19 protein-coding genes are annotated in these 18441 nt (G+C 72.7%); 6 read left to right on the top strand and 13 right to left on the bottom strand.

Annotated elements, in window-relative coordinates; all coding sequences use genetic code 11:
• The first annotated feature begins 83 nt into the window (after positions 1-83).
• A complete protein-coding gene (locus GQQ95_RS07910; RefSeq protein ID WP_157427120.1) occupies positions 84-920 on the top strand; it encodes an SDR family oxidoreductase in 837 nt (278 codons plus the stop codon).
• On the opposite strand, the gene GQQ95_RS07905 is transcribed toward GQQ95_RS07910, so the two are convergent.
• The 6 genes from GQQ95_RS07905 to GQQ95_RS07880 all read right to left on the bottom strand — a co-directional run bounded on the left by GQQ95_RS07905 (position 887) and on the right by GQQ95_RS07880 (position 5431).
• Entirely contained in the window at positions 887-1039 is a 153-nt protein-coding gene (locus GQQ95_RS07905) for a hypothetical protein (protein WP_157427119.1), read from the bottom strand. The genes GQQ95_RS07910 and GQQ95_RS07905 overlap by 34 nt on opposite strands.
• 273 nt (positions 1040-1312) lie before the next feature.
• Entirely contained in the window at positions 1313-1750 is a 438-nt protein-coding gene (locus GQQ95_RS07900; protein ID WP_157427118.1) for a hypothetical protein, read from the bottom strand.
• On the bottom strand, positions 1747-3120 hold the full coding sequence (locus GQQ95_RS07895) for a serine/threonine-protein kinase (RefSeq protein ID WP_157427117.1): 1374 nt from the start codon (positions 3118-3120) through the stop codon (positions 1747-1749). The genes GQQ95_RS07900 and GQQ95_RS07895 overlap by 4 nt, the downstream gene beginning before the upstream one ends.
• 51 nt (positions 3121-3171) lie before the next feature.
• Positions 3172-3990: an alpha/beta fold hydrolase gene (locus tag GQQ95_RS07890; RefSeq protein WP_157427116.1), complete on the bottom strand. Its 819-nt coding sequence runs from the start codon at positions 3988-3990 to the stop codon at positions 3172-3174.
• A 28-nt stretch (positions 3991-4018) separates the two neighbouring features.
• A complete protein-coding gene (locus tag GQQ95_RS07885) occupies positions 4019-4855 on the bottom strand; it encodes an exodeoxyribonuclease III (protein WP_157427115.1) in 837 nt (278 codons plus the stop codon).
• A gap of 42 nt (positions 4856-4897) precedes the next feature.
• The gene (locus GQQ95_RS07880; protein WP_157427114.1) at positions 4898-5431 is read right to left on the bottom strand and encodes a DUF6328 family protein; all 534 of its coding nucleotides are present in this window, start codon (positions 5429-5431) and stop codon (positions 4898-4900) included.
• 5 nt (positions 5432-5436) lie between these two features.
• Between GQQ95_RS07880 and cofE the strand changes: the two genes are divergently transcribed.
• From cofE to fgd, 4 genes are read left to right on the top strand one after another with little or no spacing between them, the layout of a single operon-like run.
• The gene (gene cofE / locus GQQ95_RS07875) at positions 5437-6333 is read left to right on the top strand and encodes a coenzyme F420-0:L-glutamate ligase (RefSeq protein WP_157427113.1); all 897 of its coding nucleotides are present in this window, start codon (positions 5437-5439) and stop codon (positions 6331-6333) included.
• 53 nt (positions 6334-6386) lie between these two features.
• Complete coding sequence (locus GQQ95_RS07870; RefSeq protein WP_246205267.1) at positions 6387-7385, top strand: TIGR03557 family F420-dependent LLM class oxidoreductase; 999 nt, start codon at positions 6387-6389, stop codon at positions 7383-7385.
• Entirely contained in the window at positions 7382-8044 is a 663-nt protein-coding gene (cofC, locus tag GQQ95_RS07865) for a 2-phospho-L-lactate guanylyltransferase (RefSeq protein ID WP_157427112.1), read from the top strand. The genes GQQ95_RS07870 and cofC overlap by 4 nt, the downstream gene beginning before the upstream one ends.
• Positions 8041-9075: a glucose-6-phosphate dehydrogenase (coenzyme-F420) gene (gene fgd / locus GQQ95_RS07860; RefSeq protein WP_246205263.1), complete on the top strand. Its 1035-nt coding sequence runs from the start codon at positions 8041-8043 to the stop codon at positions 9073-9075. The genes cofC and fgd overlap by 4 nt, the downstream gene beginning before the upstream one ends.
• A 63-nt stretch (positions 9076-9138) precedes the next feature.
• Here fgd and GQQ95_RS07855 read toward each other — a convergent pair whose 3' ends face one another.
• The 4 genes from GQQ95_RS07855 to GQQ95_RS07840 form a co-directional block, all read right to left on the bottom strand.
• On the bottom strand, positions 9139-9915 hold the full coding sequence (locus GQQ95_RS07855) for a hypothetical protein (protein WP_157427110.1): 777 nt from the start codon (positions 9913-9915) through the stop codon (positions 9139-9141).
• A 131-nt stretch (positions 9916-10046) separates the two neighbouring features.
• Positions 10047-11015 carry an ABC transporter ATP-binding protein gene (locus GQQ95_RS07850; protein WP_157427109.1) on the bottom strand — a complete coding sequence of 323 codons (969 nt, stop codon included), beginning with the start codon at positions 11013-11015 and terminating at the stop codon, positions 10047-10049.
• A complete protein-coding gene (locus GQQ95_RS07845; RefSeq protein WP_157427108.1) occupies positions 11012-12106 on the bottom strand; it encodes a putative F420-0 ABC transporter permease subunit in 1095 nt (364 codons plus the stop codon). The genes GQQ95_RS07850 and GQQ95_RS07845 overlap by 4 nt, the downstream gene beginning before the upstream one ends.
• Positions 12106-13122 (bottom strand): putative F420-0 ABC transporter substrate-binding protein, encoded by a 1017-nt coding sequence (locus GQQ95_RS07840; protein ID WP_157427107.1) that lies wholly within the window; start codon positions 13120-13122, stop codon positions 12106-12108. The genes GQQ95_RS07845 and GQQ95_RS07840 overlap by 1 nt, the downstream gene beginning before the upstream one ends.
• Before the next feature lie 184 nt (positions 13123-13306).
• Between GQQ95_RS07840 and GQQ95_RS19315 the strand changes: the two genes are divergently transcribed.
• Positions 13307-13450, top strand: coding sequence for a hypothetical protein (locus tag GQQ95_RS19315; RefSeq protein WP_170297009.1), 144 nt, complete (start codon positions 13307-13309; stop codon positions 13448-13450).
• Positions 13451-13762: 312 nt separating this feature from the next.
• On the opposite strand, the gene GQQ95_RS07835 is transcribed toward GQQ95_RS19315, so the two are convergent.
• The 3 genes from GQQ95_RS07835 to GQQ95_RS07825 all read right to left on the bottom strand — a co-directional run bounded on the left by GQQ95_RS07835 (position 13763) and on the right by GQQ95_RS07825 (position 18402).
• A complete protein-coding gene (locus tag GQQ95_RS07835; protein ID WP_157427106.1) occupies positions 13763-14236 on the bottom strand; it encodes a nucleoside/nucleotide kinase family protein in 474 nt (157 codons plus the stop codon).
• 49 nt (positions 14237-14285) lie between these two features.
• Entirely contained in the window at positions 14286-17228 is a 2943-nt protein-coding gene (locus GQQ95_RS19760; RefSeq protein ID WP_157427105.1) for a PKD domain-containing protein, read from the bottom strand.
• Between the two features lie 106 nt (positions 17229-17334).
• A complete protein-coding gene (locus GQQ95_RS07825) occupies positions 17335-18402 on the bottom strand; it encodes a 2-phospho-L-lactate transferase CofD family protein (RefSeq protein WP_246205262.1) in 1068 nt (355 codons plus the stop codon).
• Positions 18403-18441 lie beyond the last annotated feature (39 nt).

Here is an 18441-nt window from a genome sequence, read left to right as displayed (position 1 = left end):
GGCCAACCGTGGGGGCCGGCCAGCGAGCAAACCGCTCGGGCCAACCGGGCGGGGCGGCCGGGCGCCTGCGCGAGAATAGGTGGATGACGAGAACGGTGCGCGGCGCGAACCTGCTGATCACGGGTGCGGCGGGCGGCATGGGGCGCATGTACGCCGAACGCGCCGTGGCCGAGCACGCGGCATCCGTCACCCTCTGGGACCGCGACGCCCCCGCGCTCGCGCGCACCGTCGAGGAGCTCGCGGCCGCCTCGCAGGGGCGCACGCGCATCCACTCCTACGTCGTGGACCTCGCCGACCTCGGCTCGATCGCCAAGCACGCGCAGAAGGTGCGCAAGGAGGTCGGCAACCCCGACGTGCTGATCAACAATGCGGGCATCGTGCGCGGCAACCGCTACTTCTGGCAGACCGACAACGGCGAGGACACCCGCCCGACCATGCAGGTCAACGCGCTCGCGCCCATGTACGTGACGCGCGAGTTCCTGCCCGGCATGATCGGCGACGCGTACCGTCCGGCGCGCATCGTCAACATCGCCTCGGCGGCCGGAACGCTCGCGAACCCGCGCATGGCGACGTACGCCGCGTCCAAGGCCGCGCTCATCGGCTGGAGCGAGTCGCTCCGGCTCGAGCTCGAGCAGGCCGACCACACCAACGTGAAGGTCACCACGGTGACGCCGAGCTACATCTCGACCGGCATGTTCGCGGGGGCCCGCGGTCCGGTGCTCGCGCCGATCCTCGAGCCCGAGTTCGTGGTCGAACGGGTCTGGCGGGCGATGCTCGCCGGCAAGCCGTTGCTCGAACTGCCCTGGAGCGTCGGACTCTCACGCGCGCTTCGCGGAATCCTGCCGACCCGGCTTTTCGACCGGGTCGTGGGTGACGGCTTCGGCGTCTACCGCTCGATGGAGCGGTTCACCGGGCGCTGATCGTCCGTCGAGCGCACGCGAACGGGCTGCGGCCGACGGCGCAGGGCGACGAGCCCGAGCAGCATCGGAGCGACGACGCCCGAGATGCAGATGACGGCGAGCCAGGAATCCGGGTTCATGCGACGACCGTAGGCCCGCAGCCTGAACGCGGGCCGCGAATCGGAGTCGAGCGGATGCCGCGTGGCGGGTGCGGGCGGGGCCCGAGCGGATGCGCCGGGCCGGGCCTCGCAGGGCTGACCGGATGCCGCGGCCGGGCCTCACAGGGCCGTGCGGATGCCGCGGCCGGGCCTCGCAGTGCTGACCGGATGCCGCGGCCGGGCCTCACAGGGCCGTGCGGATGCCGCGGCCGGGCCTCGCAGTGCTGAGCGGATGGCGCAGGCCCTGCCCCGTGCTCAGTCGTCCTTGCCTTTGCCCTTGTCGTTGCCCTTCCCCTTGCCCTTGTCGTCGCCGTTGTTCTCGCCGCTGTTGCCGGGCCCCTCGTCGCCGGAGTCCTCGGACTCGTCGGCCGGTTCGCTCGGCGCCGGCGTGGTCGCCGCCTCGGCGGCCTCCAGGTCGGTGCGCACGAGACCCATGGCATCGAGGATCTCCTGCTCGCGCGCGGCGTCGAGGCTGCCGTCCTCGGCCGCGTCGGCGACCTCGGCCTCGAGCAGGTCGAGCTCGGCGATGGCTCCGGCGTAGTCGCCCGAAGCCGCACGTTCGGCCACCTGCACGACCGATGCGTGCAACTCGGCGGACGCATCCTCGCCCTGCGGGGCGCATGCCGAGAGGCCGGTGGCCAGCGCGAACGTCACGGCGGCAGCGGCCAGGGCGGTGGATCGACGGCGGGTCATCCGGTCACCGCCTCGTCGAGCTGCTCGAGGTGCACGCCGAGTTCGCCGGGCACGACCGGGAGCGGCTCGGGGGTCGGGTCCGCCTTCCCGGGAGCCGTGGACGTGGCGTACACGACGACGGCGACGACCGCACCGACCAGGAGAAGGACGCCTGCGGCCACGGCGGCCGGCACCCACCGCGGCCGGCGCCGCGTGCCGGCCGAGCCCGCCGAGCCGGCCGAGTCCGCCGAGTCCGCCGAGTCCGCCGCGCTCGGGGGCGCGGAAGCCGGCAGGACCTTCGTCGCGCCGGTGGCCTCGCCGTCGGCGATGTGGCCGGTTCGGCCGTCGATGTCGGGGGCGGGGGACGCCTCGTCTTCGGCCCCCGGTGGCGCCATCGCCTCGGTCGCGGCATCCGTCGCGGCATGCGTCGACGCGCCGAACGCGACCGTGGTGCCCGTGCCGGCCGCCGAGTCGGCGCCCACGGCGCCCGCGGCGGCGGCGCGGGCGATGTCATCACCTGCGGCGAGCCCAGGGTGCGCCGCGGTCTCGAGGGCGGATGCCGCGACGGCGACCTCGATCGCCGTCGGCCGGTCGCCGGCCTCCCGGGCGGTCATCGAGCGCAGCAGTGCCGCCCAGTCGTCGCCGAGCGAGGGCGGCACCTCGGGGTCTCGCACGAGACGCGCGCTCGCCGACTCGACCGCCGGCCCGGGGAAGGCCGCCCGGCCCGTCCTGGCCTCGAGCATGAGCAGCCCGAGCGCGTAGACGTCGGCCGGTGCGGCCGGCGTCGCGCCGGTGACCTGCTCGGGGCTCACGTAGCCCGGCGTGCCGACGAGCAGGCCGGTGCTGGTGAGCCTCGCGTCATCGATGAGCCTTGCGATGCCGAAGTCGGCCAGCTTGGCGTTCCAGCTGTGCGACGGCAGGTGGGCGGGCTCGAGGAGCACGTTCGCCGGCTTGACGTCGCGGTGCACGATGCCGCGGTCGTGGATCACGTGCAGCGCCTCCGCGAGGTCGGCCAGCATGCGCGCGGCATCCGCCGGGGAGATCGGGCCGAGTCGCAGCGCCTGGCGCAGGTCGCGTCCTTCGACGAGTTCCATCACCAGGAACTCGCGCCCGGTGTCCGCATCGCGCGAGGCGTCGTAGAGGCGGACGAGGGCGCGGTGGGAGAGGCTCGCGAGCAGCGCCGTCTCGGACTTGCGGCGCTCGTCGTCGTCGATCCCGTCCGCGGCGGCGGTGAACACCTTGACGGCCACCGGGCGGCCGAGCGCGAGGTCCTCCCCGCGGTACACGCTCGCCATGCCGCCCCGGCCGATGAGGCCGTCGAGGCGGTAGCGCGCGTCGAGGGTCGTTCCGATCAGGGGATCGCCTGCGACGGGTTCGGGAGCATTCGTCACCCTTCGAGGGTAGCCCGACTGCCCCGGGGTCGCTCGGGCGAGGAGCGTGTGCTAGAGGTCGTGCTCGGCGAGCCACTCCAGCAGGATGCCGCGGAACTCCTCGGGTCGCTCGACGCTCGGCAGGTGGGCGGCGTCGGAGATGCGAACCCCGGCGGCATCGGGGAGCGCCGTGACGAGCGTCTCGTACTGTGCGAGGAACGGCGAGAGGTCGTGCTCCCCGACCAGGACGAGCGCCGGCCGATCGAGGCCGGCGAGCCGGTCGTGTGCCGCCGGCTCGAGCGGGAGGATCTCGCCGTCGTCGGCCGCGTGCGAGACGTTGGGGGCGGCGAGCTCGTGCGCGCGCCGGAGGAACGCCGGGTCGACCTCGCTCGCATCGCGACCGGTACCGACGGCGAAGAGCGCGGTCTCCTCGGCGATGTATCGCACGGGATCGACGAGCGGGTCGATGGCCTCGACCGCGTCGAAGCGGTGCTGCTCGGCTGGCGTCGGCTCCACGTCGGGGTGCCCGCCGACGCGGGCGGAGACGGCGACGAGCCCGTCGACGCGGTCGGGCGCCGTGAGGGCCGTGTCGATGGCGATGCCGCCGCCCCGGCTGGCTCCGATGACCGTCGCCGAGGCGAGCCCCAGGTGGTCGAGCAGGGCGAGCGCGTCAGCGTGGTTCGCGAACGGCACGGCCGCGTCATGGCGCGTGGCGCCGAAGCCGCGGGGGTCGTAGCGAACGACGAGGTGGGATTCGGCGAGTGCGGGAACGTGCTCGTCCCACATGTGCAGCGTCGCGATGCCGGCCGGGATGAGCAGGAGCACCGGGGCGGAGGCGCGGCCGGTCGTCTCGTAGTGCAGCTCGGCGCCGGGGAGTTCGAGGTGGGGCATGCTCAGAGGGTAGGCCCTCGCGCGCCGCTCAGAAGATCATGGGGCGGTCCTCGTCGTCGCCGCCGAGGTCGACGTCGACGAGCACGGGCACGTGGTCGCTCGGGGCCGTGCCCTTGCGCTCGTTGCGATGGATCGAGGCATCCGTCACGGCGGCGGCGAAGGCCGCCGAACCGAGGATGAAGTCGATGCGCAGGCCCTCGTTGCGGGGGAAGCGCAGCTGCTTGTAGTCCCAGTAGGTGAAGCCCTCGGGCACGAGCGGCCGCACGACGTCGGTGACCCCGGCGGACTCGAAGGCGAAGAAGGCCTCGCGCTCGGCCGGGGAGACATGCGTCGTCACGCCCTCGATGACCGTGGGGTCCCCGTTGTCGTGGTCGAACGGCACGATGTTGAAGTCGCCCATGAGCGCGAACGGTCGCGAGGGGTGGGCCGAGGTCTCGGCGCGCGTGTGCTCGGCCAGGGCGGCGAGCCAGTCGAGCTTGTAGACGTAGTGCGGGTCGTCGAGGGAGCGCCCGTTCGGCACGTACAGGCTCCAGAGGCGGACGCCGTCGACCGTGGCGCCGAGGGCACGGGCCTCCTTGGGCAGGTCGGGGCCCTCGTGGCCCTTGAGGAAGCCGGGCATGCCGGGGAAGGTCGTCTCGACGTCCTCGAGGGGCGCGCGGCTGGCGATCGCCACGCCGTTCCACTGGTTGAGGCCGTGGATCGCGACCTCGTAGCCCGCAGCCTCGAAGGCCTCGAGCGGGAACTGCTCGGGCTTGCACTTGATCTCCTGCATGGCCAGTACGTCGACGTCTTCACGCACCATCCAGTCGACCGTGCGGTCGACGCGGGTGCGGATCGAGTTGACGTTCCAGGTGGCGATGCGCATGGGTTCAAGCCTACGGTCGGCATCCCACCTCGATGCACGCGCTCAGCGGTGGCGACCGCCCGGGCTGTTCGCGCCGGCCGGCCCGTCGTCATCGTCGACGTTCGCCCGCATGATCGGCATCACGATCCACATGACCACGACCACCACCGTGCCCACGCCGAGCGCCCACCACCCGGCCGGCCTCGAGACGGCCACGTCGAACACGAGCGAGGTCACCCCGACGAGCAGCAGCCCGACGACCGTGAGATGCGCCATCAGGAGCCGATTGCCCGTGAGCACGAGGCGCTCCTTGACCCGTCGCCGGAACAGGGCGCGGTGCAGGGTCACGGGGGCGAGCCCGATGACGGTCGCGAGCCCGGCCAGGGTGACCAGGACCAGGTAGAGCACGAGCTGGTACTCGTCGAGGTCGTCGAACCTCGGCTGGAATGCCACGGCGATGAGGAAGCCGCCGATCAGCTGCGTCCCGGTGAGCGCGACCCGGAGTTCCTGGAGGATCTCGTTCCAGTTGCGGTCGCTGCGCTCGTTGGGGGTCTCGTCGCGGCCATCGTCGGGCACGACGTCGTGGTGGGCTTCCATGCTCGATGGTAGGCGGACGGGTGGCCGTGGAATCAACCCCCTTGCCCCCGGATGCCGCGGCCGGTGGCCGCCGGGCCGCCGACCTGCCAAGATCGATCGAGGCGCGGAAGATCGGGGTGGGCGTGGGGTACAGCATCGAAGGCATCGAGGGAATGCCCGAAGTCGAGCACGGCGCCGACCTCGCGGCGCTCATCGTCGGGTCCACCGCACTCGAGGACGGCGACATCCTCGTTGTCACCTCGAAGATCGTCTCGAAGGCCGAGGGGCGCGTCGTCGCCGCGGCCGATCGCGAGCAGGCGATCACCGACGAGACCGTACGGGTCATCGCGACGCGCGAGTACGAGGGCGGCGTCACGCGCATCGTGGAGAACCGCCAGGGCATCATCGGTGCGGCCGCCGGCGTCGACGCGTCGAACGCGCCAGACGGCACGGTGCTGCTGCTGCCCGTCGACCCCGACGCGTCCGCTCGGGCGCTCGCCACCGGCATCCGCTCGCTCACCGGTCACGCCATCGGGGTCATCCTCTCCGACACGCTCGGGCGCCCGTGGCGCGAGGGCCAGACCGACATCGCGATCGGTGCGGCCGGCGTCCACGTCTTCGACGATCTCAGGGGCGGCACGGATGCCTCGGGCAAGCCGCTCGCCGTGACGATGCCATGCGTGGCCGACGAGATCGCCGGCGCGGCCGAGCTCGTCAAGGGCAAGTCGGCCGGCGTGCCCGTGGCCGTGGTGCGCGGGCTCGGCCGGTACGTGGGCGAACTCGACCTGCCGGGTGCCAGGAGCATCCAGCGTCCGGCCGACCGCGACCTGTTCCGCGTCGGGGCCGACGAGGCGTACGACAACGGCTACCGCGACGGCTTCGAGGAGTCGCAGAGCGAGGGCTCGCTGCGGCGCGACTCGTAGCGCATTCGGCGCAACCTGCCCCAGCGCCTCCCAGGACACGGGAGGATGGAGGGGTGTCAGTGCACATCGGATACGCCGCCATGCTCGAGCAGTTCCCGCCCACCGAGGCGGTCGCCCTCGCCGCGCTCGCCGAGCAGCACGGCTTCACGGGCGTCATGGCCTCCGACCACTTCCAGCCCTGGCTGCCGCAGCAGGGCGAGTCCTCCTTCGTCTGGAGCGTGCTCGCCGCGCTCGGCGAGCGCACGACCGGCGACCTCGGCCCCGGCGTCACGACGCCGACCTTCCGCTGGCACCCGGCGATGGTCGCCCAGGCGAGCGCGACGCTCGCCTCGATGTACCCGGGCAGGCACTGGCTCGGCATCGGCTCGGGCGAGGCCCTGAACGAGCACGTCGTCGGCACCTACTGGCCCGAGGCGCACGAGCGCATCAACCGCATGTTCGAGGCCGTCGACGTCATCAAGAAGCTCTTCACGGCCTCGATCGCGGGGCGCGAGGTGCGTCACTCGGGCCCCCACTTCCGGCTCGAGACCACGCGGCTCTGGACCATGCCGCCCGTCGCGCCCGAGATCTACGTCGCCACCCAGGGCCCGGTCACCGCCAAGCGCGCCGGCCGCCAGGTCGACGGCATCATCACGACGGGAGCCGATGACGAACGCCTCCGGATGCTCCTCGCCAGGTTCGACGAGGGTGCGCGCGAGGGGGGCCGCGACCGGTCGAAGCTCACGCGCGTGCTGCAGTTGCACCTCTCCTGGGCGCCGACCGACGAGGAGGCCATGGCGAACGCCCTGACCGAGTGGCCCATCGCGGGCATGCGCTTCGCCCGCGGCGACATCCGCTCGCCCTTCGAGTTCGAGCAGCTCGCCCGTTCGGTGCGGCCCGAGGACTTCACCGGGCGGCTCACGGTCTCGAGCGATCCCGACGTGCACCGCGCGCACATCCAGCGCTGCATCGACCTCGGCTTCGACCGCATCTACCTGCACAACGTGGGGCGCAACCAGCGCGAATGGCTCGAGGTCTTCGGGCGCGAGGTCCTGCCGAGGCTCGTGCGATGAGCTGGACCGTCGTGATCCCCGTGCGACGTGCGCCCGCGGCCAAGACGCGGCTCGGGCCCGACATCGCCGATGCCGGGCGGGCCGAGCTCGCCCGCGCATTCGCCCTCGACACGATCGAGGCCGCCCTCGCCGCTCGCACGGTCGGCCGGGTCATCGTCGTCGGCGACGACCCCTCCCTCGCCGGTTCGGCGGAGTTCCTGCCCGAGCCCACGAGTCCCGACCGCGGCCTCGACGTCGCCATCCGCCACGGCATCGCGAGGGCGCAGATCGTCCCGGTCGGCCCGGCGGATGCCGCGGGCGGGCCGTCTCCGGTCCGCGTCGCCGTGCTGCTCGGCGACCTGCCGGCCCTCCGCCCCGACGAGCTCGACCTGGCGCTGGACGCCGCGGCGCGGCATCCGCTGTCCTTCATCAGCGACGCCGACGGCGCCGGCACCACCTTCGCCGCGGCGACCGTCGGCGGGTTCGAGCCCCGCTTCGGCGCGGCATCCGCCGAACGCCACGCCGGGGCCGGCTTCGTCGAGCTCGACGCCTCGGCACTGCCCGGCATCACCCACGACGTCGACACCGTCGACGCCCTCGAGACCGCGCTGCACCTCGGTGTCGGCGTGCACACCGCCGAGGCCGTCGCGCGCCTCGCCGACCGGAAGGACGCATCATGACCCTCACCCTCGGATACAAGGCCAGCGCCGAGCAGTTCGACCCGCGCGAGCTCGTCGAGATCGCGGTCGCCGCCGAAGCGCACGGCATGGAGTCGGTCTTCACGAGCGATCACTTCCAGCCCTGGCGTCACACCGGTGGCCACGCGCCGTTCTCGCTGGCCTGGATGGCGGCCGTCGGCGAGCGCACCTCGAAGATCCGCATCGGCACCTCGGTGCTCACGCCCACCTTCCGCTACAACCCGGCGGTGCTCGCCCAGGCGTTCGCGACCATGGGCGTGCTCTACCCGGGCCGCGTCATCCTCGGCGTCGGCACGGGCGAGGCGCTCAACGAGATCGCCACGGGCTTCCAGGGGGCCGGCGAGCAGAACTGGCCCGAGTTCCGCGAGCGCTATGCGCGCCTGCGCGAGTCCGTGCGCCTCATGCGCGCCCTCTGGAGCGATGAGGACCAGGTCAGCTTCGACGGCGAGTACTACTCGACCCACGACGCGTCGATCTACGACCGGCCCGACGGTGGCATCCCCATCTACATCGCCGCGGGCGGACCGCAGGTCGCGAAGTACGCCGGGCGCGCGGGCGACGGCTTCATCTGCACCTCGGGCAAGGGCGCCGAGCTCTACGCCGACCAGCTCATGCCCGCCGTCCGCGAGGGCCTGGACGCCCGAAGCGACGGCCGTACCTTCGACGAGTACGACCGCATGATCGAGATCAAGCTCTCGTACGAGGAGACCGAGGAGGCCGCGCTCGACAACACCCGGTTCTGGTCGCCGCTCTCGCTCTCGAAGGAGCAGAAGCACGACATCACCGATCCCGTCGAGATGGAGAAGGCCGCCGACGCGCTGCCGATCGAGCAGATCGCCAAGCGCTGGATCGTGGGCACCGACCCCGACGAGGTCGTCGAGCAGATCGGGCAGTACATGGACTGGGGCTTCAACCACCTCGTGTTCCACGCGCCCGGGCACGACCAGCGGCGGTTCCTGCAGCTGTTCGAGCGGGACCTCGCGCCGCGACTGCGGGCCCGCGCGGCGGGCTGACGCGGCGGCGCTGCCCGGCTGGCTGACGGGGTTGCTCGGCGCGCCGGGTGCCCTGTCGCGCCGTCAGTGCAGCTCGGGGTGCGCCTGCAGGTAGGTGTCGGGGTCGGGGCACGCCTCGCGGATGGCGGTCTCGAGCTCGAACGTCATGTCGCGGAATCGCGGGTCCTCGTGATAGCTCGGGAACCACACGTAGCCCGGCCACGTCTCGACCCACACCTCGCGGCCGGGCGGTGGGGGCACGTCGATGCCGTTGGCCTCGTAGCAGGGAGCGAAGAAGGCCACCATGTAGTCGTAGATCCAGCCGAGCTCGGCGTCGTTGGGGCCGGATCGCGTGATCTTCGTGGGATGGGTGGCGCTGCAGGTGAAGGCGGCGATGGTCTGCGCCTCCGTGCTCGTCGACCATCCGATCGAGGGCGGATCGTCGGGGTTCAATGAGCGTCCCTCGTCGATGGCGACCCCCGCCGCCTCGAGGCAGGCGCGCAACGGCTCCTTGCGTTCCTCCTCCGTGAGGTAGCCCGCGAACGGATCGGGCGGTCGCACGGCGTTCGGATACGTGCTGAGCAGGCCCTGCCACTGGGCGTCGGCATCAGCGACGCGCTTCGCCTCGGACTCCGCCTCGGTGAGCGGAGGGCTCGGATCCGGATACGGAGCGAGCTCGGGCACGTCGATCGTGACGAGCGAGGCGGCGACCTCGCTCGGCGTCGTCGGTGTCGGCGGAGCGGAGGAACCGGCCGGCCCGGAGGCCGTCGTCACTGCCGCGCACGAACTCAGGAGGATGACGGATGCCGCGGCCAGGGCGAGGCACCCGGCGACGCCGAGGCGCCGATCGGATCGGGTCACCCGCCCGATCGTGGCAGAGGCGGCGTGCGGGGACAAGGGGCGGAATGCTCCTCCGCCAGGTCCCGCCAGATCCCGCCGGGTCTGCCCGCCTGGTCGGTCAGTGGACGGCGGCCCGTGGTCGAGCCTCCGCGTCAGTCGGCGGTGAGCGACGTGAAGGCGATGACGGGGCGACCGGTCACGGGGTGCGCGAGCACCTCCGCGTCCACGCCCCAGACCGACGCGATGAGCCCGGCGGTCAGCACCGCGTCGGGGGCGCCGGAGGTCACGACGCGGCCCTCGGCGAGCACCACGACGTGATCGGCGAAGGCCGCCGCGAGGTTGAGGTCGTGCAGCGCGGCGAGCACGGTCGGGCGCCGAGCGGCGCCGGCGCCCGACCTCGTGGACGGCGCCTTGCCGGCGGCCGCGCCGGAGGCATCCGTTCTGGCGCCATCGACCGCGGGTTCCCCCGCGACGAGGCGCCTCAGCAGTGTCAGCGTCCCGAGCTGGGCGCGCAGGTCGAGGTGGTTTGTCGGTTCGTCGAGCAGCAGCAGGTCTGGCTCCTGGGCGAGGGCTCGGGCGAGGTTCGCGCGCTGGCGCTCGCCGCCCGAGAGCGTGTCGTACCCGCGCCGCGCGAAGGCGGCGAGCCCGGTCTCGGCCAGGCAGCGCTCGACGACGTCGTGGTCGGCGTCGCCCGGCACGCCCCAGAGCCCGAGGTGGGGCGTGCGGCCGAGCGCGACGACCTCGCGCACGGTGAGGTTCGGGGCGTCGCGGACCTCCTGCTCGGCGATGGCGATGCGGCGGGCCCGGTCGCGGCGCCGGAGCGCGCCGACATCGCGGCCGCCGAGGGCGACGGTACCGGCATCCGCTCGCTCGAGTCCGGCGATCAGATGCAGGAGCGTGCTCTTGCCGGCGCCGTTCGGGCCGAGCAGGGCGCTGACCGAGCCGGGCGGGGCGGTGATGTCGACGCCGTCGACCACGAGTCGCCCGCCGCGCGTGAATTGGAGTCGCGACGCGTCCAGCCCGTTCGGGCCCTCGCCATAAGCGGATGCCCCGCCGGAGCCCGCGCCCGTCGCAGGCCGCCCGGTCCGGGTCGAACCGCCCGCGAGGTCGACGCGGGTCATGCGATGCTCCTCGAGCGGAGGAGCAGCACGGCGAAGACGGGCCCGCCGATGAGCGCCGTCAGGATGCCGACGGGCAGTTCGCGCGGATCGAACAGGGTGCGGGCGGCGGTGTCGGCCCAGAGGAGGAAGAGGGCGCCGGCGAGCGCCGACAGCGGCAGCAGCGCGCGATGCCTGGCGCCGACGAGCAGCCGCACGGCGTGCGGCAGGATGAGCCCGACGAAGCCGATCGATCCGCTCACGGCGACGAGCGCCCCGGTCAGTAGGGCGGTGCCGGTCAGCAGCAGGGCCCGGCTGCGGCCGACGTCGATGCCGAGGGCCGCGGCGGCGGTGTCGCCGAACGCGAACCCGTCGAGCGTGCGCGCGCTCGCGAGCAGCGGGATGCCGACGACGACGAGCGCGCCGCCGGCGAGCCAGACCGAGTTCCAATCGGTGCCGGCGAGGGAGCCGAGCAGCCAGTTGAGGATCTCACGGTAGCTGTCGCCCGTCGCACTCCAGAAGATGACGAGGCTCGTGACGGCGCCGAAGACGCTCGACACCGCGAGTCCGGCGAGCACCGTCCGCGTCGGGGTCAGGGCGCCTGCGGCGCGGGCGAGCCCGAGCGTGGCGACGAGGGCCGCCAGGGCTCCCGCGAAGGCCGCCGCCGGGAGCAGAATCGACGCGCCGAGCACGATGACCACGACGGCGCCGACCGACGCCCCCGACGAGAGTCCCAGCAGGTACGGGTCGGCGAGCGGGTTGCGCGTGAGCGCCTGCATCACCGCGCCGCAGAGCGCGAGGCCGGCGCCGACGACGGCGGCGGTCAGCACGCGGGGCATCCGGAGTTCCCAGACGATGCCGTCGCGGATGGTCGAGAGGGTCGCGTCGCCGAAGCCGAGGTGGGCGACGACGCTCGCGAACACGTCGGACGGGGCGAGCCCCGCCGGGCCGATCGTGACGGCCAGGACCACGGATGCGACGAGCAGCACGGCGAGGAGCACGCCCCACGCCAGCGCAGCACGCCCGGGGACAGGCGCCGACGAGCGCCGCGCCGGTGCCGCGCCGGTCTCCGGGGTGGAAGCCCCGTCGGTGCCTGTACCCGGTGCGATGGTCATCAGTACCCCAGGGCTCCGAGCTGCTCGACGGTCGAGGCGACGGCGCCGACGTTGCGGACGCCGGCCTCGGTCGACGGGAAGTCGAGCACGACGTAGCGCTGCTCCTGCACGGCGGGCAGGGCCGCGGTCGCCGGGTTCGCCTCGAGCTGGGCGATCTTCGCGTCGGCGGTGTTCCATGCAGCGTCGACGAGCACGATCACGTCGGGGTTCGCATCGACGATCGCCTCCCAGCTCATCGAGGTCCAGGTGTCGTGCACGTCCTTCGCGACGTTGTCGAGGCCGGCGGCGCCCATGATCATCTGCGGTGCGCCGATGCCGGCTCCGACGTACGGGGTGTCGTCGCCCGAGCTGTACCAGAGGGCGGTGAGACCGTCGTCGTTCGGCTCGATCGCGTCGAGTTCGGCCCGCTGCTCGGCGACGAGGTCGGCCGCGGCATCCGGAACCCCGAAGAGGTCGCCGGCCTCCTCGAACTCGCGGAACACCTCGTCGAACGTGAGCGGGTCCGGCATGTAGCCCTCGCCCTTGCACGCGGCGGGTGCGACGTAGCTGGCCACGCCGAGCTTCGCCAGGGCATCGCGCTCGCCGGCGCCCTCGGCCGAGAGGTTGGACTCCCAGCCTGCGAAGACGAGGTCGGGCTCGAGCGCGAGCGTCGCCTCCTGCGAGGGCACCTTGTCGGAGACGACCTCGATGTCGGATGCCGCGTCGTCGAGGTCGTCGGGCAGCGGCCCGTCGCTGAACGCCGAGCCGATCACGCGGTCGGCCAGGCCGAGCGACAGCATGAGCTCGAGCGTGGAGGACTTGACGGTCAGGACGCGCTCTGGCGCGGCCTCGAGGGTGACCTCGGTGCCGCAGTTGTCGAGCGTGAGCGGGAATCCGGCGGACGCGTCAGCGGGCGACGCCTCGGGGGAAGCCGCGGTCGGGCTCGCGCATCCGGCGAGCAGCAGCGCGGCGGCCGGCAGGACGATGGCGACCGCGAGGCGGGCGCGATGGCTGGGGCGACGGCGGGGATTGGGCATGGTTCCTCCGGGACGGTTCGGTGCGGACGTCGACAGCTGTCGAGGACTCACGGCCCAATCCCGGGCCATCACGACCGATCAGAGCGGATCGGCGGTCGTCTCCATCTTATGACGCCCGCGGGGGCGCGACCGCGTAGGGTTGCGCGCACGGGGCCGTTCGAGCTCCCGATCAAAGGTCGTCATCATGTCCGACAAGTCCCCCAAGAAGTCCTCATCGAAGACCGCGGCCTCCCGCACGCTCAAGGAGAAGCGGGCCGACAAGAAGTCGAAGGTGGCCGGACGTTCCTCCGGCAGCGACATCACCGAGGCCACGAACCGCAAGAAGTAGTCCGACGACACTCGACGAGCCCCTGCCGACATGCGTTCCGGCGGGGGCTCTCGCTGTCCCGGCGCCGGATGCCGCGGGCCGGCCTGGTGCGTGGGTGCCCGGGGTCGCCGATCGGCCGCCGGCCGCGGCGCGGGGCCGGGCATCGGCCGCAGCTCAGGCGATCGGCCGCTGCTCAGGCCGTTCTCGAGGGAAACATGCTGACCCGCGTGCGAATGCCTGCGCGGGTGTGCGGGTGCGCGGGCTGCGAGGCGGCACGGGAGGTGCCGCGGCCGGCGCCACGGGAGGTGCCGCGGCCGGCGGCGCGGCATCCGGTCAGCGCAGCTCGCCGACGCTGGGCGGGAGCGCGCAGTAGTCGTAGAAGAAGCGCTTGGGCGCCGACTCGAGCGTCGCGTCGACGATGACGTTGACGCCGGCGTGCGGCAGCTCCTCCCCGGCGAGCACCCATACGGTGAAGTGCCAGATGCCCCGCACCTTCTCGTTGAGCAGCCGCCGCCCGTCGACGACGAGCACGGTGTCGGCATCGCCGGCGCCGTCGAGCGCGCCCGCCCGGAACGGCGCGATCGTCTCGGCCCGGAGCGTCGCCTCGTCGACGTCGCCGAGGGATCGTCGCGCGACCGGCTGGCCCTGGGCCTCGAGGGCCGAGGCGAGGTCGTCGGCGAACCGCGTGGCTCGGATGGCGTCGGCGCCCTCGATCGCGATGAGTCGTCGACCGCTGGGGGTCAGGTGCAGGAACTCCCGGGCGACCCCGTCGAGCAGGTCGTGGCGGGTTTCGGAGAAGTACGCCATGCGGGCAACGTTATCCGCCCTCGACATCGAGATGAAGGGCGGCAGTCCGTCAGGGCCGCATGGCGGTGATGTCGTTCCAGGAGATGGTGATGGGGAGGCTGGTGGTGGGGGTGGAGCTGGAGGTGTAGTGGGCGAGGCCGATGGTGCCTGGGCCTTGGAGTGCGGTGGTGGTGTCGGTGGTCTGGATGTTCCAGGTGGTGGGTTCGGTCTGGGTGGTGGGCCAGACCTTGGCGCGGATGGTGGTGGGTGCGGTGCCGGTGACCTGGAGTCGGATGTTGAGGCTGGTGCCGGGTTGGTAGGTGCCGGGCAGGGTGGTCCAGGGCAGGGTGGTCTCGGTGCCGGCGACGAGGCGGGTGAGGTAGAGGGCGGTGGATCCGTCGGCGTTGATGCGGAGTTTGGCGCGGTAGTCGTTGTTGAGGGTGAGTTGGCGGCCGATGATCAGGAGGTAGAGGCCGGTTCCGCCTGGGGTGCGGTCGATCTTGACGCTGGTGCGGAGGTCGGTGTCGGTGCTGGAGACGTTGGAGAGGTAGGCGTGTTGGCCGCGGCCGGCGGTGGGTGAGCGGAACACGGCGGCGTTGCCGTCGACGGAGGTGTTCGCGGTGGTGCCGCCGATGATCCAGTTCCCGCCGACGGTGGCGGTGCCGAATCCGGTGGTCGTGGTGCGGGTGAAGGTGTCCCGCGCGAGTTCGGCCGGCGGAGGCGGCGGCGGGGCGACCGTCACGTTCCGGGTGACCCGGCCGGTCAGGCCCTGTCCATCCGTGACCGTCAGGGTCACGGGGTAGGTGCCGCCCTGGGCGTACGTGTGGTTCGCCACGGCGCCGTTGCCCGGTGCCGCGCCATCGCCCCAGGCCCATGAATAGGAGGCGATGGCGCCCTCGGCGTCGCTCGACGTGCTTGCGTCGACGCGCACGTCGAGCCCGGTCGGCGCGCTCGTGAATGCCGCGACGGGAGGCGTGTTCACGGGTGGCGGCGGTGGTGGCGTCACCGTCGTCGGCATGGCGGTGATGTCGTTCCAGGAGATGGTGATGGGGAGGCTGGTGGTGGGGGTGGAGCTGGAGGTGTAGTGGGCGAGGCCGATGGTGCCTGGGCCTTGGAGTGCGGTGGTGGTGTCGGTGGTCTGGATGTTCCAGGTGGTGGGTTCGGTCTGGGTGGTGGGCCAGACCTTGGCGCGGATGGTGGTGGGTGCGGTGCCGGTGACCTGGAGTCGGATGTTGAGGCTGGTGCCGGGTTGGTAGGTGCCGGGCAGGGTGGTCCAGGGCAGGGTGGTCTCGGTGCCGGCGACGAGGCGGGTGAGGTAGAGGGCGGTGGATCCGTCGGCGTTGATGCGGAGTTTGGCGCGGTAGTCGTTGTTGAGGGTGAGTTGGCGGCCGATGATCAGGAGGTAGAGGCCGGTTCCGCCTGGGGTGCGGTCGATCCTGACGCTGGTGCGGAGGTCGGTGTCGGTGCTGGAGACGTTGGAGAGGTAGGCGTGTTGGCCGCGGCCGGCGGTGGGTGAGCGGAACACGGCGGCGTTGCCGTCGACGGAGGTGTCCGCGGTGGTGCCGCCGATGATCCAGTTCCCGCCGACGGTGGCGGTGCCGAATCCGGTGGTCGTGGTGCGGGTGAAGGCGTCCCGCGCGAGTTCGGCCGGCGGCGGAGGCGGCGGGGTCCGCAGGGTCCACGTGTCGGAGACGGTCGATGAGACTCCGTCGTTCACGACCGCCCGCCATTCGTAGGCGGTGTCGGCGGTCAGGCCGGGCCAGGTCGTCGAGGCCTGGGAGCCGGCGGCGACCGTGGTCATGCCGATCGAGGCGAACGGCGCCGGTTGCGTCCCGGCGAGTGGGAAGGGTTCGGTGAACGCGGAATCCGCGTCCGTCTCGTACCGATCGAGCTTCGGCGAGTAGGTCGCCGCGGTCACCGTGCCCGCCGCAGGATCGAACCGGTACGTGCGGAGCCAGCCGTCGCCGCCGTTGGCGCGATCCTGGTAGTCGGTGAGCACCTGGAGCACCGGCTGGCCGCACGTGTTCGCGTCGGTGCGCCGGGCTTCGCCGGCTTCGCCGTTGTGCTCGTGCCCGCTCAGCACGAGCCGGATCTGGCAGTGCGTGCTGACGAAGTCGGTCCACAGCTTCGCGGTCGAGGTGCCTCCCGGCCGTTCCGCCGTGGACTTGCGGTTGCCGTTGACGTTGATGAAGCTGTGCGTCGCCATGACGACGATGCGGTCGGGGTGCGCGGCGAGCACGCGGTGGGCCCAGTCGAGCGCGTACTGGGGCGCCTCCCATTCGAGGTTCAACACGAGGAAGTCCCGGCCGCCGGCGGTGAACAGCGCGTAGTTGTCCATGTTGCGGCGATCGATCGGGTCCGGGCCGAACTGGTTCTGGCCGAGGTATCCGCCGTACCGCGACGTCGCCGTGTTCCATGCGGCGTTCGCGTACCGCTGGGGCGGGAACCAGGTGTCGTAGGGACCCACGGCGCCGCTGGCGTTGTCGAAGTCGTGGTTGCCGGGGACGATGCTGTTCGGCACCGCCGCGTCGAGCGGCGCGAGGCCGGCCGACACGTGACCCCACTGGGTGGGGTTGGTGTACTCGCTGACGAGATCGCCGAGGTGCACGGCGAAGGCCGTGCCGAGTTGGGCCTCCGTGTTCACGACCCACTGCGACTGCTGGAGGATGGTGCCCTGCCGATTGAGGTAGGTGTAGTTCTGGGTGTCGGGGATCGCGACGATCGTGAACGGGTCGGCGCCCCCGGGCACGGGCACGGTCGCCCCCTTCACGCGCCCCTCGAACTCGACGGAGAGCTGGCCGCCCCCGTCGGGATCGGATGCGGTGACCTGCAGCGTCGGCGCGGTGGTGGGCGTGGTGCTGCCGTCGGCCGGGGCGACGAGCACCGCGGCGGCCGGTGCCGCGGCGATCGCCGCCGCAGTGGGAAGGGCGCCGATGACGAGGGCCGCGAGCGCTCCGAGCGCGACGGCCCGGGTCAGCCGCCCGCCCTTCATCGAGGACGACTGCAAGCGCATCACTCAGCCCCCTTCCGGGGTCGCGCGTCGGGTTGGGGCGGAGTCTTCTCCGTCGGCCCGGCGGCGTCAAGGTCCCAATGGAGGGGTCGCGCCGTGCGCGTCGCGCTCAGTCCCGCGCGGCGCTCCCGAGGCCGAGGTCGATCGCCGCGCCGGCCAGTGCCGCCGACGTGTCGAGGTCGTGCATCCACAGCGGGGCGGATGCCGCGGGCAGGCCCTCCGCGGTCAGTGCGGCGGCTGCCGCGGCATCCGCGTCGTCGACCAGCCAGGCATCGAGCAGGCCGCCCTGGGAGCGCGATCCGTAGTGGCGGCCGACGCCGTCGGCACTCGTCTCGACGCCGATCGCGGCGAGGCAGGCGTCGGCCATGCCGCGGACGACTCGGCCGCCGATGATCGGCGAGACGCCGACGACGGGCGCGGGCATGGCGGTGAGGGCCTCGAGGATGCCGGGCACGCCGAGGATCGTGCCGATCGAGACGACCGGGTTCGACGGTGCGACGAGCACGACGTCGGCTTCGGCGATCGCCTCGACCACGCCCGGCGCGGGGCGCGCGTCGGCGAGGTTCTGCTGGCGGAACCCGAGGGCGGGCAGCGCCGCGCGATACCTCGTCCACCACTCCTGGAAGTGCATCTCGCGTTCGCGGGGAGCTTCGGGGGCGGCGACCGCACCGTGTTCGAGGCCCGATCGGCCGTCCTCCTGCGCAGCCTCGACGTCGGCGACGCGCACGTGCGTGTCGACCTCGGTGTCGGTCGCCGGGATGAGCCGGACCCCGAGCGGCCACCGCAATTGCAGGCGCTCGCCGACCTGCGAGGGCGTCAGGCCCTCGCGCAGCCATGCCGTGCGGGCGAGGTGCGTGCCGAGGTCGAGGTCGCCGAGGGTGAACCAGGGCCAGCCGACGCCCCACTCGCGGAGCTCGGCCGAGACCCGCTCGGTCTCGCCGGCGCGACCCCAGCCGCGCTCGGTGTCGTTGACGCCCGCGAGCGAGTACAGCAGCGAGTCGAAGTCGGGCATCAGTCGCACGCCCGAGAGCCAGATGTCGTCGCCCGTGTTCACGACGACGGTCATGGATGCCGCGGTGCCGCCGCTGCCGTCGGGCCAGCGCCTGGCGCACTCCTCGCGCACGCCGCGCACGAAGCGCGAACCTCCGACGCCGCCCGCGAGCACTGTGATCCGCACGCACCACACGCTACCGTCCGTCCGCCGCCCGCCACGCCG

The sequence above is a fragment of the Agromyces salentinus genome, from assembly GCF_009749395.1.
Classification (GTDB): Bacteria; Actinomycetota; Actinomycetes; order Actinomycetales; family Microbacteriaceae; genus Agromyces; species Agromyces salentinus.
This window is presented reverse-complemented; position numbering and strand designations above follow the sequence as displayed.

What these genes read in the sequence shown, in the direction of transcription:
- GQQ95_RS19315 (WP_170297009.1), top strand. Translation starts at nt 13,307, where the DNA reads ATGTCCGACAAGTCCCCCAAGAAGTCCTCATCGAAGACCGCGGCCTCC.
- fgd (WP_246205263.1), top strand. Translation starts at nt 8,041, where the DNA reads ATGACCCTCACCCTCGGATACAAGGCCAGCGCCGAGCAGTTCGACCCG.
- GQQ95_RS07910 (WP_157427120.1), top strand. Translation starts at nt 84, where the DNA reads ATGACGAGAACGGTGCGCGGCGCGAACCTGCTGATCACGGGTGCGGCG.
- GQQ95_RS07890 (WP_157427116.1), bottom strand. Translation starts at nt 3,990, where the DNA reads ATGCCCCACCTCGAACTCCCCGGCGCCGAGCTGCACTACGAGACGACC.
- cofE (WP_157427113.1), top strand. Translation starts at nt 5,437, where the DNA reads ATGGTAGGCGGACGGGTGGCCGTGGAATCAACCCCCTTGCCCCCGGAT.
- GQQ95_RS07850 (WP_157427109.1), bottom strand. Translation starts at nt 11,015, where the DNA reads ATGACCCGCGTCGACCTCGCGGGCGGTTCGACCCGGACCGGGCGGCCT.
- GQQ95_RS19760 (WP_157427105.1), bottom strand. Translation starts at nt 17,228, where the DNA reads ATGCGCTTGCAGTCGTCCTCGATGAAGGGCGGGCGGCTGACCCGGGCC.
- GQQ95_RS07835 (WP_157427106.1), bottom strand. Translation starts at nt 14,236, where the DNA reads ATGGCGTACTTCTCCGAAACCCGCCACGACCTGCTCGACGGGGTCGCC.
- GQQ95_RS07880 (WP_157427114.1), bottom strand. Translation starts at nt 5,431, where the DNA reads ATGGAAGCCCACCACGACGTCGTGCCCGACGATGGCCGCGACGAGACC.
- GQQ95_RS07845 (WP_157427108.1), bottom strand. Translation starts at nt 12,106, where the DNA reads ATGACCATCGCACCGGGTACAGGCACCGACGGGGCTTCCACCCCGGAG.
- GQQ95_RS07900 (WP_157427118.1), bottom strand. Translation starts at nt 1,750, where the DNA reads ATGACCCGCCGTCGATCCACCGCCCTGGCCGCTGCCGCCGTGACGTTC.
- GQQ95_RS07840 (WP_157427107.1), bottom strand. Translation starts at nt 13,122, where the DNA reads ATGCCCAATCCCCGCCGTCGCCCCAGCCATCGCGCCCGCCTCGCGGTC.
- GQQ95_RS07905 (WP_157427119.1), bottom strand. Translation starts at nt 1,039, where the DNA reads ATGAACCCGGATTCCTGGCTCGCCGTCATCTGCATCTCGGGCGTCGTC.
- cofC (WP_157427112.1), top strand. Translation starts at nt 7,382, where the DNA reads ATGAGCTGGACCGTCGTGATCCCCGTGCGACGTGCGCCCGCGGCCAAG.
- GQQ95_RS07885 (WP_157427115.1), bottom strand. Translation starts at nt 4,855, where the DNA reads ATGCGCATCGCCACCTGGAACGTCAACTCGATCCGCACCCGCGTCGAC.